This window comes from Caballeronia fortuita, assembly GCF_001544835.2.
Classification (GTDB): domain Bacteria; phylum Pseudomonadota; class Gammaproteobacteria; order Burkholderiales; family Burkholderiaceae; genus Caballeronia; species Caballeronia fortuita.
In genome coordinates this window covers 214,778-230,984 of record NZ_FCNX02000006.1, presented here as the reverse complement: position 1 = coordinate 230,984, position 16,207 = coordinate 214,778, and the positions used below count along the sequence as shown (strand labels likewise).

The following is a 16,207-nucleotide window of genomic DNA, read 5'->3' as shown; positions in this document are numbered from 1 at the left end:
CGTCACGGCGACGACGGGCGCGTTCACATCGCCGCCGTCACGCGCGTGAGTCCGTCGCGCGTCAGATTGCGATAGCGCGCGAGCGCCCACAGCGGGAAGAATTTGCGATAGCCGTGGTATCGCAGATAGAACACGCGCGGGAAGCCGGTCGCGGTGAAGCGCGTTTCGTCCCACAGGCCGTGCGCGCGTTGCGTCTTCAGCAGATAACCGATGCCGCGCGCGACCGCCGGATGCTCGACGAGCCCCGCCGCCATCAGCCCGAGCAGCGCCCACGCCGTCTGCGACGCCGTGCTCGGCGCCTGTTCGTATCCGCGATAGTCGAGCTTATAGCTCTCGCCGTCCTCGCCCCAGCCGCCGTCGTCGTTCTGGATGCCGACGAGCCAGTCCGCCGCGCGCTTCATGCGCGTGTCCGTCGGCGCGACGCCCGCCGCGTTCAGCGCGGACATCGCCGACCAGGTGCCGTAGATGAAATTCATGCCCCAGCGCCCGTACCAGCTTCCATCGCGTTCCTGATCCCGCACGATGTATTCGAAGGCGCGCCGCGCGGGCTCGCTGTTGAGCGACGTTTCGCCGAGCTGCGCGAGCATCGACAGACAGCGCGCGGACACATCGACGGTCGGCGGATCGAGCAGCGCGCCGTGATCGGAAAACGGGATGTTGTTCAGATAGAACTGCGTGTTCTCCGGCTCGAACGCGCCCCAGCCGCCGTCGCTGCTCTGCATGCCGACGACCCATTCGCGCGCCCGCGCGATCGATTCGCCGTACAGCGCGGTGCCGTTCTCGCGATCCGCGCGCTCCATCGCCATCGCGACGACGGCGGTGTCGTCGACATCCGGATAGTGCGGATTCGCGAACTGGAACGCCCAGCCGCCCGGCCGCACGTCGGGACGGCGCGATACCCAGTCGCCGCGCACGTCGAGAATCTGCAGCGGCACCAGCCAGTCGAGGCCGCGCTTGACCGCCGCGCGCGCCTTCGGCATGCCGGTTTCGAGAAGCGCGTGCGCCGCGAGCGACGTATCCCACACCGGCGACAGACACGGCTGGCAATACGCTTCGCCGTCTTCGGCTTCATCGACAATCAGCAGCTTGTCGAGCGACTTGCGGGCGATCGCGCGATTCGGATGCTCCGGCGGATAGCCGAGCACGTCGTACATCATCACCGAATTGGCCATCGCAGGGAAAATCGCGCCGAGGCCGTCCTCGCCGTTCAGCCGCTCGTCGACGAAGCGCACGGCTTCATCGATCGCGCGCTCGCGGCCGGCTTTCGGCAGGAGCGGGTCGGCGGCCCGCAAGATCGAATCGACGACGCGGAAAAACGCAAACCAGCCGCGGCTCTGATGCCCGGCGCGCGACGGCATGCCCGTATTGACCGGCGGATTCGTGAACACTTCGTCGATGCGCACGCCGCGCGGATTGCGCGCGCGCGGGCGTTTGGCGTTGAGCACGAGCATCGGCACGATCACCGTGCGCGCCCAGTACGACACCTTCGACAGATGGAACGGGAACCACATCGGCAAACGCATGATTTCGACGGGCATCATCGGCACCGCGCGCCACGACACGACGCCGAAGAGCGCGAGCAGGATGCGCGTGAACACGTTCACCTTTTCCGCGCCGCCCGCCGCGAGAATCGCGGCGCGGGCGCGCTCCATGTGCGGCGCATCGGGCGAATCGCCGATCATCTTCAGCGCGAAATACGCCTTCACGGTCGCGGAAACGTCCATCGCGCCGTCGGTGAAAAGCGGCCAGCCGCCGTCCTCGCGTTGAATGCGGCGGAGATAGCGGCCGATTTTCGCTTCGAGCTTTTCGTCGGCGGTTTCGCCGAGATAGTGGACGAGCAGCACGTATTCAGCAGGAATGGTTGCGTCTGCTTCGAGTTCGTAGAGCCAGTAGCCGTCTGGATGCTGCGCCGCGAGCAGCGCGTCGGTGGCCTTGTTGACGGCGGAATCGAGCGGGGCGCCCGAAACCTGCGCGCCCACGGCCGACAGGGATAAATCGTTCATCAGCGTTCCATCGATGGGTTCAACAGCGCTTCCGCCGCCTTCTGGCCGGAGCGGATCGCGCCTTCGATCGTCGCGGGCAGGCCGGTCGCCGTCCAGTCGCCCGCGAGCATGAAATTGCGCCAGCGCGTGCGCGTGGCGGCTCGCAAGCCTTCCTGCGCGGGCACGGCGGCAAACGTCGCGTGCGCGTCGGCGACGACTTGCCAGGGCGGCATCGGCGCGGCGGGCAGGCGCATCGCCGGCGCCGTTTCCTGCCACACCGCCTGCGCGAGCGTTTCGTGCGGCGTCGCGAGCCGCGCGCCGGCGCTCGCCAGCGTCACCGATATCCGCCCCGGCACCGCGCAGATCCAGTCCGCGACGCCATTGACGAGACACGTCAGCGGCGCGCAGCCAGCGGGGGCGTCGACAGCGAAATGCACGGTGACGATCGCCCGCGACGCGTCCGGCGCGATGAGCTCCGGCACCAGGCTGCGCGCCGCGCCGGGCGGCACGGCGAGCACGACGCCATCGCCCGGTGCGAGCTCGAGCGGCTCCGCGCCTTCAAAAGCCAGCGAGCTTACACGTTCGGCCGAATCCGTGCCCGATACACCAATGCGCGTCACGCGCGAGCCGAGCCGTATCTCCGCGCCACCGTACTGCAAGTGCCGCAGCGCGGGTTCGACGAACGCATGCGACAACCCGCTTCGCGCGACGAGCGGACGGCACGCCTGCCCGCCCTGCGCGACCGTCTCGCGCAGCAGGCCGGCGGCAAGTTCCGCGCTCGCCTCGGACGGATCGGCGTTCAGCATCGTGCGCAGGAGCGGGCGCACGAGCAGATGCCACACGCGGTCCTTGCGCCGCACGGATTCGTCGACGGTTCGGCCCTGCTTCGCCCAGAAGAGCGGCAGGAACGACAGGTAATCGGCGGGTTGCGTGCCGGGCACGCGCGCATCGGCGTCGAAAATCCAGCGAGGCAAACGTCCGGACGACATCCGGATAATCCACGCGCCGCTGCTCGCGACATCGAAGAAAGGATAGTCGGCTTGCGTCGGGCCGATCAACGTATCAGTCGCGCCGATGGCACGCAAATAGGCCATCGTCGATTGATTGCCGGATAGCAGCAGATGAGCGCCGTTATCGAGCGTGACGCCGAGTTTGTCGTCGAAAAACGAGCGGCAACGTCCGCCGGCGTGCTGCTCCGCCTCGTGCAGCGCGACGCGCGCGCCGCGCCGTTGTGCCTCGACTGCGGCGGCAAGGCCGGCGACACCCGCTCCGACGACGACCACCCGCCGCGACATCAGAACAGGTTGCGCGCCACGATCCACAGCAGGCGCGAGCGCGGCGTGCGCACGCGCGTGCGCGGCAGGTCGAAACCGCGTTTGAGATTGGCGTCGAGCACCGTGCGATACGCCGCCGACATGATGCGCGGCGCGCGCACCTGAGCGCGCGGCGAGGCCGCCATGATCGCGTCCGATTGCGCGTAGTGGCCCTTCGCGCGCTCGGCCAGCACGGCGCACACACGCGGCAGGCGCGCATCGCCGACGATGCTCGCCGGATCGCTCGTCGAAATGCCTTCGCGCGCGAGCAGTTCGCGCGGCAGATACACGCGGCCGATTTCGGCGTCTTCGTCGATGTCGCGCAGGATGTTGGTCAGTTGCAAAGCGCGGCCGAGGTGATGCGCGAGCCGTCGGCCGGCGTCTTCGTGCATCCCGAAGATTCTCACCGATAGCCGCCCGACCGCGCTCGCCACGCGGTCGCAATAGAGGTCGAGCGTGGCTTCGTCGGGCGCGACGATGTCGCCGGCGGCGTCCATCGCCATGCCGTCGATGACGGCCATGAAGTCGTCGCGGGAAAGCCGGAAATCCTGAATGTGATGCATGAGCGCTTCGAGCGCTTTTTTCGGGCGGCCGGCGTAGCACGCGTCGATGTCCTCGCGCCACTGGTCGAGCGCGACCGCGCGTTCGCGGCGCGGCAGCGTGCCTTCGTCGGCGATGTCGTCGACGGCGCGGCAGAACGCGTAGATCTGATACATCGCGTCTCGCTGCGCGGCCGGAAGGATGCGCATCGCGAGATAGAACGAACTTCCCGACGACGCTTTCGCGGCGTCTGGTGCGGGATCGTCAGCGATGATGTTGGAAACGGCCAAGACGAGCTCCGTTGTGGCGCCCTCAGGGGCAAATTAAGAGATCGGGCGCCGGTTTCGATGCAATGCCGATGCGCGCGGAACCACCTGGCGCAGAGCGGGACGAACGAAGAGGAAAGCCGGCGCGAGCCGGCTGCGACTGCGCCGGAAGCGGCAAAGAGTATAGCAATTCTTTGCCCGATTGCGCCGCGACCGCGCCGGGCAAGGCACCGCATCGACGGCGCCTCAGGCGAACCCCACCGCCCGGTTCCGCCCTTCGCGCTTGGCCGTATAGAGCGCCGCATCGGCCTCATTGATGAGCGCCTCATACGACGACGTCACGCCAGGGCGCGCACGCGCCGCCCCGACGCTCGCCGTCACCGGCACGCGCGCGCCCTGCACGTCGATAGGCGTCTCGCCGATCGCGCAGCGCACTTTTTCCGCAACGATCATCGCATCGTCGAAGTTCGTGCACGGCAGCAGCAGCGCGAATTCCTCGCCGCCGAAGCGCCCGAACACGTCCTGCACGCGCACCGCCTTCGCGACACGTTCGGCCATCACGCGCAGAACCGTGTCGCCGACGAGATGCCCGAGGTCGTCGTTGATGCGCTTGAAATGATCGAGATCGAACAACAGCATCGACAACTCGCCGCCATAGCGCTGCCAGCGTGAAAATTCGTCGCGCAGGCGCAATTCGAAGTAGCGACGGTTCGCAATGCCGGTCAGGCCGTCGCGGTCGGCGAATTCCTGAAGTTTCGCCACGGCTTCGTCGCGGGCGCGCTGCATCATGCTCGCGTGCGTCACGTCGGAAATCGTCACGCAGACGGCGCGCACGTCGCCTTCGAGCGCGAGCGGCATGAAGGTGCAGTCCTGCTGCATATAGTCGACGCCGCCGGTGATCGGCCGGTCGTGGTCGAACTTGAAAAGATACGGGCGCTGCTCCCACGAACTGAACGCGAAGCTGCCGAGCTGAAACACGCTTTCGACCTTGCGCGTGAACCACACGCGCGGCAGTTCCGGAAAGCTCGAAAAAATCGACTTGCCGATAACCGTTTCGGCCGTCTTGCCGCTGTGATCCTGCATGAAGCGGTTCCACATCAGCACGTTCAGATCGCGATCGAGCACGAAGATGCCGAAGCCCACGCGCTCGATCACGAGTTCGCTCAGCAGATGGCGCAGGTCTTCCATGCGTCAGAGACTCGACAAGAGCGCGTCGAGCGCCTCGTTCAGATGCGCGATCGCGTCCTCCGCCATCAGCATCACGAGATGCGCGCGGAAGCTGTGATCTTCGAGCGCGAAGTTCACTTCGAGCAGGAGCGCCGTCTTCCACGCGAGCATCGCGGGCTGGAACACCTCGTCGAGCCCGATTTCCGTGCCGAGCATGCCGGGCGGCGAAAAGATCGGCGAACGCCCGAGGCGGTCGAGGATGCACGACACGCACGCGCCCATCAGCACCGTGGCGACGTCGAACACGAGCTCGGTGCGCGTGGTCGCCTCGTATGTGGACTTGGTGTACGGATCGTCGACGAGCGCGCAAAGCTGATCGACGCTGCCGCTCTTGCACAGCACGATCGCCTCGCCCTTGATGTCGGAGCGAAAGCCCTGGCGCACCGCGGTGACGGCATCGGTGATGCCGGTCATCTCCGAGAGCGCCGCCGACGCCTCCGCGACACTCACGACGCGCACGCGCGGCACCGAAAGCTCGATGAACGTGCCGAGCAGCTTCGAGAGGCGCGTCGCGGCCTGGCCCATCGCCATATTGGCGACTTCCTGCAGCGCGTCGCGCTGATCTTCGTTCAGGGCGGCATCAACCATGAAGACCGTACTCCTTCAGAACGGGACGCAGCGCTTCGGGCGTCACCGGCTTAGGCAGAAACGCGATCGCGCCGAGCGCGCGCACGCGCTCCTGCGCCATCGGCTGCACTTCGGCGGACACGACGATTACGAACGTGTTCAGGTCCTCGTGCTGCAAGGCGTCGAGCACCTGATAGCCCGTCATGTCGGGCATCGTCAGATCGAGAAACATCACCGACGCGCGGCCCGCGCGGTAGTGATCGAGCGCTTCGCGCCCGTTGGTCGCGTAGGAGATCTCGACGTCCCACTCCGGCGGCAGCGCGCGCGTCAGCACCTTGCGCGCGAGCAGGGAATCATCGGCAATGACAATCGGCAACGGCATGGTCGGCTGGATCTATTAGGCTGTTGGTCGGGCTCGAGGCGCGCGCGTGGCTATACACGGCATGCTCTCGTATGGGATTACGGCATCCGCGCGGCGATCTTTAGGCGATCTTCACGGCAGAGCCGGCGAGAGCCCTCTGGCCCGGCGGGCACGCGGGCGCTGTCGGCAATGCAATTCGGCGGCGACGAGCCAGGCGCGCCGAGCGTGGACATATGCGCGCCATCCGGCGGGCGTGCGTTGCGCAATCGGCGTGCCGGCGGCACGCGCTGAATGTTGGCTCTCGATCGGCGTCATGGTGCCTGCCCGTGCAAGATCCGGCAGTCCCGGACCGTGGCCTTCAAATCCTCGCTCGTTCACGCTGCCCGCACGGTTTTATCCCGTGCGGGCCGTACTTCTCCCCGAAGCGCGCCGCGAGGTTGCTTGTATTTCTCCGGCAAACGCTCTGGATGGCATATTGGCCGGAGATTGCATTGTCTGACTATCAGAATGTCAAAGCAACTCGCCAACCGCTCCAGCGCGAATTAATATGATGAAATAAGTTTTCTGACCGGAATAATTCTCTCGATTCCGCCTCTGCTCGAAGGTTCCATGCTTTTGTGTACGTTTGCGCTTCCGATAATCTCGCTAACTCGGGAACGCAATCGAACCTTTCTTCCACACGATTCACACGACAAAACGCGAAATCGGCATACTTCGTGCGTACTTCTTGCGGTTGCACTGATCACGCTCGGCCAATCCCGCCCGCGCCCGCGTCGCGCCGTACGGAACGCGCGGGCTTCGAGTAAGTTTTTCCAATTCGCTGCCAAAAAATGACGCTGCAACGTGACGAGCCCGACGTCGATCCTGCCGCGCAATCCTGGCAGGACGAACCGCCGTTTCCGGTGGTTCCCGAGCGCAACTTCGCCGCGCAGCGCCTCACGCTCTACGCACTGCTCGTGGCTGCGATCGTGCTGCCATGCGTGTACGTCGCGCTCACCGCGCTGAACGACTATCACGCGCGCGTCGCCGAAGCGTCCGAACTGGTCGCGCGCAATGCCCGCGTCGCCGAGGAACACGCCCTCAAGGTCTTCGATCTCAACGTGACGCTCAACGAGCGCATCGTCGATCTGCTCGACGACCTCGACGCCGACGCGATCCGCCGCGAAGGCCCGGCCATCCATCAGCGGCTGAAAATGATCAGCAACACGTACCAGCAGGTCGCCGCGGCGTCCGTGTTCGCCGCCGACGGCACGCTGCTCGCGACGAGCCGCGCCTGGCCGACGCCCGACATCTCCGTCGCCGACCGCGACGACTTCGACGGCCTGCGCGCCGGCCAGAAGATCCAGCAGATTTCCCGCGTGATGGTCGGACGCGTCGCCGGCGAGCAAGTTTTCAACACGGCGATCGCGCGGCACACGGCGGCGGGCAAGTTCGACGGCATCGTGTCGATCGCGCTCCGGCCAGCGTATTTCGGCGCGTTTTATCGCGAATTGATCGGCGATAACCCGAGCGTCTCGCTCGGCCTGTCGCGCTCGGACGGCGAAGTGCTCGCGTGGTATCCGGCGCGCCCGCCCGAACGCATGTCGCTCGCGCCGCACTCGCCGCTGCGCGAAGCCTACGCGGCCGGGCGCAGGAGCGGCGTCGTGAAGATGGTTTCCGGGCTGGACGATCAGTTGAAGATCGTCGCGTTCCGGCGCGTCGGCGGCTATCCGATCTACGTGTCGAGCGGCTATCCGATAGCGACGATCTGGTCGGCGTGGTGGCGGCATCTGAGCGTGCTCGCGCTCTCGATCTTCGCGCCGTGCGTCGTGCTGTGGGGCGTGATCGCGCAATCGCTGCGGCGGCTCGCGACCGAAGAGGAAGCGTGGGAGCGCTGGCAGGCGGAAGCGTCGATGCGCCGCTCGATCGAATCGGCGTATCGGCAGGCGCGCAAGATGGAGGCGCTTGGCAATCTCGTCGGCAGCGTTGCGCACGATTTCAACAATCTATTGATGATCGTCTCGACCAACGTGCAGATCGTGCGGCGGCGCGGCGCGCCCGGCATCGACCGCGAACTGTCGGCGATGGAGCGCGCGCTGAAAAGCGGCCAGTCGCTCACGCGCCAGTTGCTCGGCGTCGCGCGCAAGCAGCCATTGCGCAGCGAAGTCATCGCCATTGGCAAATGGGTGCCGGCGGGGCGCGAACTGCTGCGCGCGTCGCTCGGTGCGAAGGTCGCGCTCAACGTCGAGGTCGCGCCGGACGTGTGGACGATCCGCGTCGATCCGGCCGAACTGGAACTGGCGCTCATCAACGTCGCGGTGAATGCGCGCGACGCGATGCCGAGCGGCGGCACGTTCACCGTGCGCGCCGACAACGTGCGCTTTCGCCACGAAGACGGCTTTCCGATCACCGGCGAATTCGTGCAGATCACGCTCGAGGACAACGGCTTCGGCATGAGCGCGGACGTGCTGGCGCGCGCGTTCGAGCCGCTTTTCACGACCAAGCCCAAAGGCATGGGCACCGGCCTCGGCCTGCCGCAAGTGTTCGCGTTCTGCGAGCGCGCGGGCGGCCTTGCGACCATCGACAGCGCAACCGGCGCGGGCACCGCCGTGCGCCTGTATCTGCCGCGCGCGACGGGCAATGCGCCGGGCGCGGCCACGACGGCCGAGCCGGCGGCGGCGCTGGAAGCGGACGGACTGCGCGTGCTGCTCGTCGAAGACAACGAGGAAGTCGCGGCCGGCACCGAGGCGCTGCTCACGATGATGGGTCACCACGTCACCTACGTCTTCAATGCCGATACCGCCGCCACGATGCTCGAAGCGGCGCGCGCCAACGCAGGCGCTGGCTTTCCCTTTGACGTCGTGCTGTCCGACATCCACATGCCGGGGCAGATGAACGGCATCGATCTCGCCGAAATGTTGCAGCGCACGGCGCCGGACGTCCCAGTGATTCTCGTCACGGGCTACGCGGAAGAACTCGATCGCGCGCGTCAGGTCGGCGCGCGCGTGCTGTCGAAACCGTTCGACATCGCGTTGCTCGATTCGCTGCTGCGCGCCATCCGCGAACATGCCGACGAGCCGCGCGCAGCGCGCCCGGTCGATCGTTGACGCGGCCGCATCGCTGCCGGCTTTTGCACGCGCGTTTGTAAAAGCGCCGCCCTCGCAAAGCACGCACGCCCGCGCGAAACCGCCCGCGCGCATCCGGCACGCGAGTTGCGTGAATGCCGATATGCGCGGCGACATGGTGTCGCCGATTTCTGGAATCCGCCCATTCGCAGGAGGCGTACATGCGACACACCGTTATCGGAGTTTTCGACACTTATGCGCAAGCCGAGGACGCGCGCTCGGCCCTGATCGCGGCGGGCTTTCCGCGCGCGGACATCGAACTGCAGGCGAACCCGAAGCGCGACGACGCCGCCGCGCCGTCCGACATGCCCGATGCCGTCACGCATCAGGAGCCGGGCATGCTCGCGAACATCGAGCGCTTTTTCAGCATGCTTTTCGGCGGACGCGATCAGCCGCCTGAAGTCGCGCATTATTCCGAAGCCGTGCGTCGCGGCGCGATTCTCGTGGCCGTCGATACCCCGAGCGTCGAGCAGGCCGATGTCGCGCGCGCGACGCTGACCGATCAAGGCGCGGTCGATATCGACGAACGCGCGGCAAGCTGGTCGACGCTCGAACACGGCACGACCGACACGGCCGCCGCAGCCGCGAGCGAGCGCGATCACTCGGTGCTCGACGAGCTCGGCCTCGGACGCGGCAGCGCCGTGCCGGGACGCGAACCTGTCAATGATCCCGCTGTGACGTCGCCCGTGGCCTCGGGCATGACGACGCCTGTGACGCCTTCGCGTGCTCGTGCGTATCCGCATGCCGATGTCGGCGATCCGGCTTCGGTGGCTCCGCGCGATTACGTCAGCGATCCCGCCGACGATCCGCTGATGCCGCGCGCCGGCATGCAGTCGCAATCGCAGACGCAATCTCAATCGATGATGAGCGACGCCGGGCGCGCGACGCCCGATCCGTTCGCGACGGGCGGCATCGATCCGCTGGCCGATCCGCTCGCCGGCACGCCTGCCGATCCGCTCGCGGCGCGCACCGAACTGGCGGGCGAATCGCTGACCGAACGCGATGCGCTCGCGGGCCGCGATCCGCTGCGCACGACCGGTTCGACGATGGACGGTCCCGCGCGCGTTCGCGATCCGCTGCCCGGCGTGCGGACCGACACGGCATCGGAATGGCGCTCGGTCGAGCCGCTGAGCCCGCTCGACGAACCGGCGCCGCCGCAGTCGTCCACTGGCATGACGGCATCGCAGACGGTGCCTAACGAGTACATGGAGTACGAAGAAGACTTCCGCGCCGATTACGAATCGAAGTATTTGGCAACCGGCGAGCCTTATGAGGACTACCAGGGCGCGTATCGCTACGGCGCGACGCTCGGCAACGATGACCGCTTCCGCAGCCGCGCGTGGGATGACCAGATGGAATACGAGATGCGCCGCGACTGGGAAACGAAGCATCCCGAGGGCGACACGTGGGAGCGTTTCAAGGCGGCGATCCGCCACGGCTGGGATCGCGTGACAGGACATCATCACGTGTGACCGGAAACGCGGTAACAGAAGAAATACGGCCCGCCCGCGCGGGCCGTTTTTACGTTCGGAGAATGCGCTCAGGCCGCCCGGTCGCGCACCCATGCGGCGTACTTGTCCATGAACGTCTGCAGATACTTGCGCGTGTCCTCGCTCACGATGTTGCCGTTATGGTCGATGCGCGACGCGTCATGCTTGATGTACATCTCCGGCTGATTCATCAGCACGATATCCAGATACGCACACACGCCGCGTAGATGCGACTGCGCGATCGCCGTGCCGATCGCCCCGACCGACGTACCGATGATCGCGCCCGGCTTGCCGCCCCAGACACTATGTCCCCACGGACGCGAGGCCCAGTCGAGCGCGTTTTTCAGCACGCCGGGAATCGAGCGGTTGTATTCCGGCGTGACGATGAGCAGACCGTCGGCATCGGCGATCTTCTGCTTGAACGCGCGGGCGACTTCGGGGAAGTCGCTGTCGTAATCCTGGCTATAGAGCGGCAGGCTGCCGATGTCGAGAAATTCGAACGAGAAATCGCCCGGCGCGAGCGATACGAGCGCATGCGCGAGCTGCTTGTTGAACGAATCCCGCCGCAGGCTGCCGACGACCACCGCGATCTTCAAGGCCATGACATCTTCCCCCGTGTAAGGATGAAAAGGTGGATGAACCGGTGCGACGCGTGCCGTCCTCGAAACGACGCGCGTGCCCATGATAGGCGCATCGCAGGCGAATCGTCTCGAAGTCCGTCGACGTTTCACGGCCCATTTTTGCGACGATTGAGTCAATCAACCTTACGCCGCGCCGCCACGCGGTTCGCGATGAGCTATCCCCATGGTTATCCACAGTTTCTGTGGATAACTGGCTAGTAACTTTTCGGACCTTTAATTTTTGATTCACCGACGAATCAACGCGCCCGAAAGCGGGCGCGTGGGCATTCAACCAATCTCGACAACAATGTGTTGGCTCAATCGGTATTTTTGTCCAATAGGAATGCTCCTAGACTGCCTCCTAAGCGTCGGCCCGACGCACACGCCTTCTGGAGGCATCGAATGAAGAACACTTTGATCGGCGGTCTGGTGTTGTCCGCGCTGCTCGCTACCGCGCCCGTTTTCGCTCAATCGGCGTCGGTCGCCAAATCCCGCGCCGAAGTGAAGGCGGAACTCGCGAGCGCGCGCCGCGCGGGCGATCTCGACGCCGTCAACTCGCTGAGCTATCCGCAATTGCGGCCTTATCAGGAACGGCACGCGCAACTTCGCGCCGACGCGCGCAACGGCGCGAGCGCGCATTGAGCGGAAGAAGCATCCAACGCATCAGAGGAAACGCTGAACCAGCCCTCCTCCACCGTCGAACAGAAGGTGGTTACGCCCGACGCCAGCGCGCCGGGCGTTTTTTTGCCACTCAGAGCATCACGGTCAAAAAGAACGTGACCGTGACGAGCGAAATCACCGTCGAAAAAAGGATCGCGCTCGATGTCACGCCACCTTCCCGCCGATAAAACTCCGCGAGCATGAACGGGCCGGTGCCGGTCGGCAGCGCGCTCAGGATCACGGCCGTTTTCGCCCACAGCGGTGGCAGGTGAAACACATGGAACGCCAGACACCACGTCAGAAGCGGCTGAGCGACCAGCTTGAGTGCAACGAGCGCGCTCGTCGTCCGGACATCGCGCGCCTCGCCTTTTGCGCCGAGAAACAGACCCAGCGCGACGAGTGCGCACGGGCTCGCCGCGCCGCCCAGTAGCCTGAGCAAGGCCTGCGCGCCTTCCGGCACGCGCACGCCGGAGCTGCTCAGTAACGCGCCCGCGACTGGCGCGATCAACAGCGGATTCTTCAAGAGCGACTTCGCCACGTGCCCGAGCGTCGCGGCGATGTGCTTTTGGGTTTGCAATCCCAATTCGATCAGCACGATCGCCACCGCGAACAGCACGCACACGGTGAGAATCGTCGCGATCACGGCGGGCGCGAGACTTTCCTTGCCGAACGCCAGCAGACAAAGCGGCAAGCCGACGAAGCCGGTGTTCGGATACGCCGCGTTCAATCCGTCGATGCTCGCGTCGGCGAGATGACGCGACTGCATCAGGCGCACGATAAGCGTCAGCAAGAAGATCGCCGCCGAACCGATGCCGAACGCGGCGATGAACGCGGGCTGATCGAGCATGGCCCACGGCGTCTTCGCCATGACGTCGAAGAGAAGCGCGGGCAACGCGAGATACACGACGAAGCGATTCAACTCCGATGCGGCCGCCGGGCCGAGCGTGTTCAGCTTGCGGCATGCGTAGCCCGCGAAAACGAGACCGAAAACCGGCAGGATGATCGTGAGGAGCGGGCTGACCAGCGAAGGCATGAAGGAGCTGCTTTCAAGGCGTGATGGCGGAGAGCGAGAGAATACTCCGCCTCGAAAGGTGAGACGATCCGGGAGCTTCGCGATGGTGAGCCGGTCGGTATGCGCCTCACTCACTCGTCACCGGTCATAGGGAGGGCGAGTGGTTGTCGCGATCTCAGATACATCGTTAGATCAGTCGTGCAAGTCGTTGTTATTAAACAACTTGGAATTTTTGCGTCTTGTTAGAGTGCTTTCGCCGCGCACCGGCTTCCGAGTAGTGAGCGTCGATGGCAAAGCGTGTCGCCGTGATTGAGGTGAGGTGATTCGGGAGCCGCCGAAACTGCGTCCCGCCGTGGCGTGGCCTCGAGACAAAACCCAATCAGGACAGCCACTTGCGGCTTGCGGCGGAATTCGCCGGCATCGTCCAACGGGTTTTGAGGTGAGGGAATTCGGGAGCCGCGCGCGGACGGAACGGCACTTGCTGCTCGATCAGCCCTCGCACTCAACAACCCACCGGGCAACATGACTATCAGAAGACCTTGGGCCTATGGCGCAGCGGCGCTGGCCCTGATCGGCGGCATCGCGGCGCTGGCCGCGTGCGCATCGAACGGCGCGCGCAAAAGCGGCAACGAGAACGTGCCCGAACCGTCGAAAGCTGTCGACCTCGATCGTTATCTCGGTAACTGGCACGAGTTCGCGCGCTATGAAAACCGCTTCGAGCGCAATTGCGAAGGCGTCACGGCGAACTATGCGCGCCGCGAAGACGGCCTCGTGTCGGTCGTCAACGCGTGCAGGCAGGGCGGGTTGAACGGACCGTACCGGTCGGCGGAAGGGCGCGCGAAGATCGTCCCCGGATCGAACGGGACAAAGCTGAAGGTGTCGTTTTTCGGGCCGTTCTACGTCGGCGATTACTGGATTCTGGATCGCGCCGACGACTACACGTGGTCGATCGTCGGTGAACCGACCGGACGATATCTGTGGATCCTGACGCGCGAAGCGAAGCCGTCAGCGGAACTGCGCCGCACGCTGATCGAGCGTACGCGCGCGCTTGGTTACGATGTCACGATGCTGCGCGAGACGCAGCAGGGTTGAGCGGTCAGCTTGCCTTGCAGGCAACCAGCAACGAGTTCTGATTGTTCTCTGTCGACTGTCCGAGCACGTCGTAACCGCTCGGACAGAGCGCCTTCGCGTTGTCCGTGCAGTTGCGCCAGCCGCCGTAAGCGGGGCATTGGATCTGCTGGGTCGGACGGCCATCGTCGGAAAAAAGCGGGGGCGCGCTGCTGCATCCCGAGAGCGCCCACGCGCTGCCTGCCAGCACGATGCAAACGCCGATTGCCCTGCCCCGCCTGATCCCGCGCTTCATTCGTTACCCCTTGATTCTTGGTCTTTATTTTCGATTTCGCGAGTATGCCACGCGAAGCTTTCGCGTCGATTTTGCTGTTCGCGAAACCCTTCACACGGCGATGCCGAGTGCCGCGATTTTCTTGTACAACGTCGCCCGTCCGATGCCGATTTTCTCCGCCGCATCCGCGACGCGCCCGCCGCTCGCGCGCAGCGCATCGGAGAGAAAGCGCCGTTCGAAATCGGCCATTGCGTCGGCGTAGGAAATATCCGGCGGCTCATCCGTGTCCTTGTCCGCCGGTTCGGCCTGCGCCGCGATCGCGACGCGGCCCGCGTCGATGAACGCCGACAGCGCGCGGGCGTCGATATGCTCGGTCTCCGACAGCATCAGCGCGCGTTCGAGCGTGTTGCGCAGCTCGCGGACGTTGCCCGGCCACGAATACGCTTCGAGCAGTTGCAGGCCGTCCTTGTGCAGCACGAAATGACCGCCGTGCCCGGGGCGCGTATCCGCCGACAGATCTTCGAGAATCGCGTAGGCGAGCGCCTCGATGTCGCCGAGCCGGTCGCGCAACGGCGGCGCGTGAATCGTCAGCACGTTCAGGCGATAGAACAAATCCGCGCGAAAGCGTCCCGCCGCGACGAGCGCCTGCAGATCCGCCGATGTCGCCGCGATGATCCGCACATCCGCGCGCACGATGCGGTTCGAGCCGAGCGGCTCGAATTCCTTGTCCTGCAACACGCGCAGCAGCTTGCCTTGAAGCGGCAGCGGCATGTCGCCGATTTCGTCGAGAAAGAGCGTGCCGCCGTCGGCCAGTTCGAACTTGCCGACGCGCCCTTTCCGCTCCGCGCCCGTGTACGCGCCCGCCGCCGCGCCGAAGAACTCGACTTCGAGCAGCGTGTCGGGGATCGCCGCGACGTTGACGGTCACGAGCGGCTTGCCCGCGCGCGTCGATGCGCCGTGGATCGAATGCGCGAGCAGTTCCTTGCCGGTGCCGGTTTCGCCGAGCAGGAGCACGGGTGAATCGACGAGCGCCGCGCGCCGCGCCTGTCGCTTCACTTCGAGACTGACCGGACTCGTGCCGACGAAGCTCGAAAACGTGTATTTCGCGCGCCGCGCCTGCGCAAGCGACTGACGCGTCGCGATCAGCTCCTGCTGCACGCGCGAGTAATGCGCGAAGAGCGGGGTGAGCGCCTTCATCTCGTCGAAGAGCGCAAAGCCGATCGCGCCGATGGTCTTGCCCGATTCGTCCTTCAGCGGCAAGCGCGTGACGACGAGCGGCTCGCGGTCGGTTTCGAGCACGTCGAGCAGGATCGGCTTGCCGGTTGCGACGACTTCGCGCATGAGACTGTTCGGAATCACCGCTTCGCAATCGAGGCCGACCGCGTCGAGCGGATCGTCGAAGCCGAAGCGCGCCGCATAGCGTTTGTTGATCCACACGACGCGCGCGTCCGCATCGACGATGAAAGTGCCTTCGCTCAGATTCTCGAAGGTCTTGAAAAGCGACTCCATTGCGCGGCGCATCACGTCGCTGTAGTCCACCGGTACGTTGATCCAGTCGTTGCGCATGGCGCCCAAAATCTCCGCTTTCTCTGTTTGGAGACAGACTATCTCAACTAAGAGACGAACCGGCTATCCGCATCTGTACTAGTCTGTGACAGTTCGCGCGGCGGTTTTGGTCGTAAAACGTCTCGATCCTGAGACATGCGGCTGCAAGCTCCTCGTG

General features: G+C 65.3%; 14 protein-coding genes. 4 read left to right on the top strand and 10 right to left on the bottom strand.

Annotated features, from left to right (window positions below; genetic code table 11):
• Positions 1–23: 23 nt before the first annotated feature.
• From shc to AWB77_RS13760, 6 genes are all read right to left on the bottom strand, one after another.
• Positions 24–2,003 (bottom strand): squalene--hopene cyclase, encoded by a 1,980-nt coding sequence (shc, locus tag AWB77_RS13785; RefSeq protein ID WP_061134993.1) that lies wholly within the window; start codon positions 2,001–2,003, stop codon positions 24–26.
• Entirely contained in the window at positions 2,003–3,277 is a 1,275-nt protein-coding gene (hpnE, locus tag AWB77_RS13780) for a hydroxysqualene dehydroxylase HpnE (protein WP_061134992.1), read from the bottom strand. Before hpnE ends, shc begins: the two co-directional genes overlap by 1 nt.
• Positions 3,277–4,125 (bottom strand): presqualene diphosphate synthase HpnD, encoded by an 849-nt coding sequence (hpnD, locus tag AWB77_RS13775; RefSeq protein WP_061134991.1) that lies wholly within the window; start codon positions 4,123–4,125, stop codon positions 3,277–3,279. Before hpnD ends, hpnE begins: the two co-directional genes overlap by 1 nt.
• Before the next feature lie 222 nt (positions 4,126–4,347).
• Positions 4,348–5,289, bottom strand: coding sequence for a sensor domain-containing diguanylate cyclase (locus tag AWB77_RS13770; RefSeq protein WP_061134990.1), 942 nt, complete (start codon positions 5,287–5,289; stop codon positions 4,348–4,350).
• Between the two features lie 3 nt (positions 5,290–5,292).
• Complete coding sequence (locus AWB77_RS13765; protein WP_061134989.1) at positions 5,293–5,916, bottom strand: chemotaxis protein CheC; 624 nt, start codon at positions 5,914–5,916, stop codon at positions 5,293–5,295.
• Positions 5,909–6,277 (bottom strand): response regulator, encoded by a 369-nt coding sequence (locus tag AWB77_RS13760; protein WP_061134988.1) that lies wholly within the window; start codon positions 6,275–6,277, stop codon positions 5,909–5,911. The genes AWB77_RS13765 and AWB77_RS13760 overlap by 8 nt, the downstream gene beginning before the upstream one ends.
• Positions 6,278–7,086: 809 nt before the next feature.
• Between AWB77_RS13760 and AWB77_RS13755 the strand changes: the two genes are divergently transcribed.
• Together AWB77_RS13755 and AWB77_RS13750 are read left to right on the top strand one after the other, a co-directional pair.
• Positions 7,087–9,342: a hybrid sensor histidine kinase/response regulator family protein gene (locus AWB77_RS13755; protein WP_061134987.1), complete on the top strand. Its 2,256-nt coding sequence runs from the start codon at positions 7,087–7,089 to the stop codon at positions 9,340–9,342.
• 179 nt (positions 9,343–9,521) lie between these two features.
• Complete coding sequence (locus AWB77_RS13750) at positions 9,522–10,832, top strand: hypothetical protein (RefSeq protein ID WP_061134986.1); 1,311 nt, start codon at positions 9,522–9,524, stop codon at positions 10,830–10,832.
• 68 nt (positions 10,833–10,900) lie between these two features.
• On the opposite strand, the gene AWB77_RS13745 is transcribed toward AWB77_RS13750, so the two are convergent.
• A complete protein-coding gene (locus AWB77_RS13745) occupies positions 10,901–11,452 on the bottom strand; it encodes an NADPH-dependent FMN reductase (protein ID WP_061134985.1) in 552 nt (183 codons plus the stop codon).
• 420 nt (positions 11,453–11,872) lie between these two features.
• Here AWB77_RS13745 and AWB77_RS13740 point away from each other — a divergent pair, with 420 nt between their 5' ends.
• The gene (locus AWB77_RS13740) at positions 11,873–12,112 is read left to right on the top strand and encodes a DUF4148 domain-containing protein (RefSeq protein ID WP_061134984.1); all 240 of its coding nucleotides are present in this window, start codon (positions 11,873–11,875) and stop codon (positions 12,110–12,112) included.
• A gap of 109 nt (positions 12,113–12,221) precedes the next feature.
• Here the strand turns inward: AWB77_RS13740 and AWB77_RS13735 are convergent, their stop codons facing one another.
• On the bottom strand, positions 12,222–13,163 hold the full coding sequence (locus AWB77_RS13735; RefSeq protein WP_061134983.1) for an AEC family transporter: 942 nt from the start codon (positions 13,161–13,163) through the stop codon (positions 12,222–12,224).
• 501 nt (positions 13,164–13,664) lie between these two features.
• Between AWB77_RS13735 and AWB77_RS13730 the strand changes: the two genes are divergently transcribed.
• Positions 13,665–14,234 carry a lipocalin family protein gene (locus AWB77_RS13730; RefSeq protein ID WP_061134982.1) on the top strand — a complete coding sequence of 190 codons (570 nt, stop codon included), beginning with the start codon at positions 13,665–13,667 and terminating at the stop codon, positions 14,232–14,234.
• 4 nt (positions 14,235–14,238) lie between these two features.
• Here the strand turns inward: AWB77_RS13730 and AWB77_RS13725 are convergent, their stop codons facing one another.
• Together AWB77_RS13725 and AWB77_RS13720 are read right to left on the bottom strand one after the other, a co-directional pair.
• A complete protein-coding gene (locus AWB77_RS13725) occupies positions 14,239–14,460 on the bottom strand; it encodes a hypothetical protein (RefSeq protein ID WP_244158541.1) in 222 nt (73 codons plus the stop codon).
• Between the two features lie 135 nt (positions 14,461–14,595).
• Positions 14,596–16,050, bottom strand: a complete 1,455-nt coding sequence (locus AWB77_RS13720; RefSeq protein ID WP_061134981.1) for a sigma-54 interaction domain-containing protein — start codon at positions 16,048–16,050, stop codon at positions 14,596–14,598.
• Between the last annotated feature and the right edge of the window lie 157 nt (positions 16,051–16,207).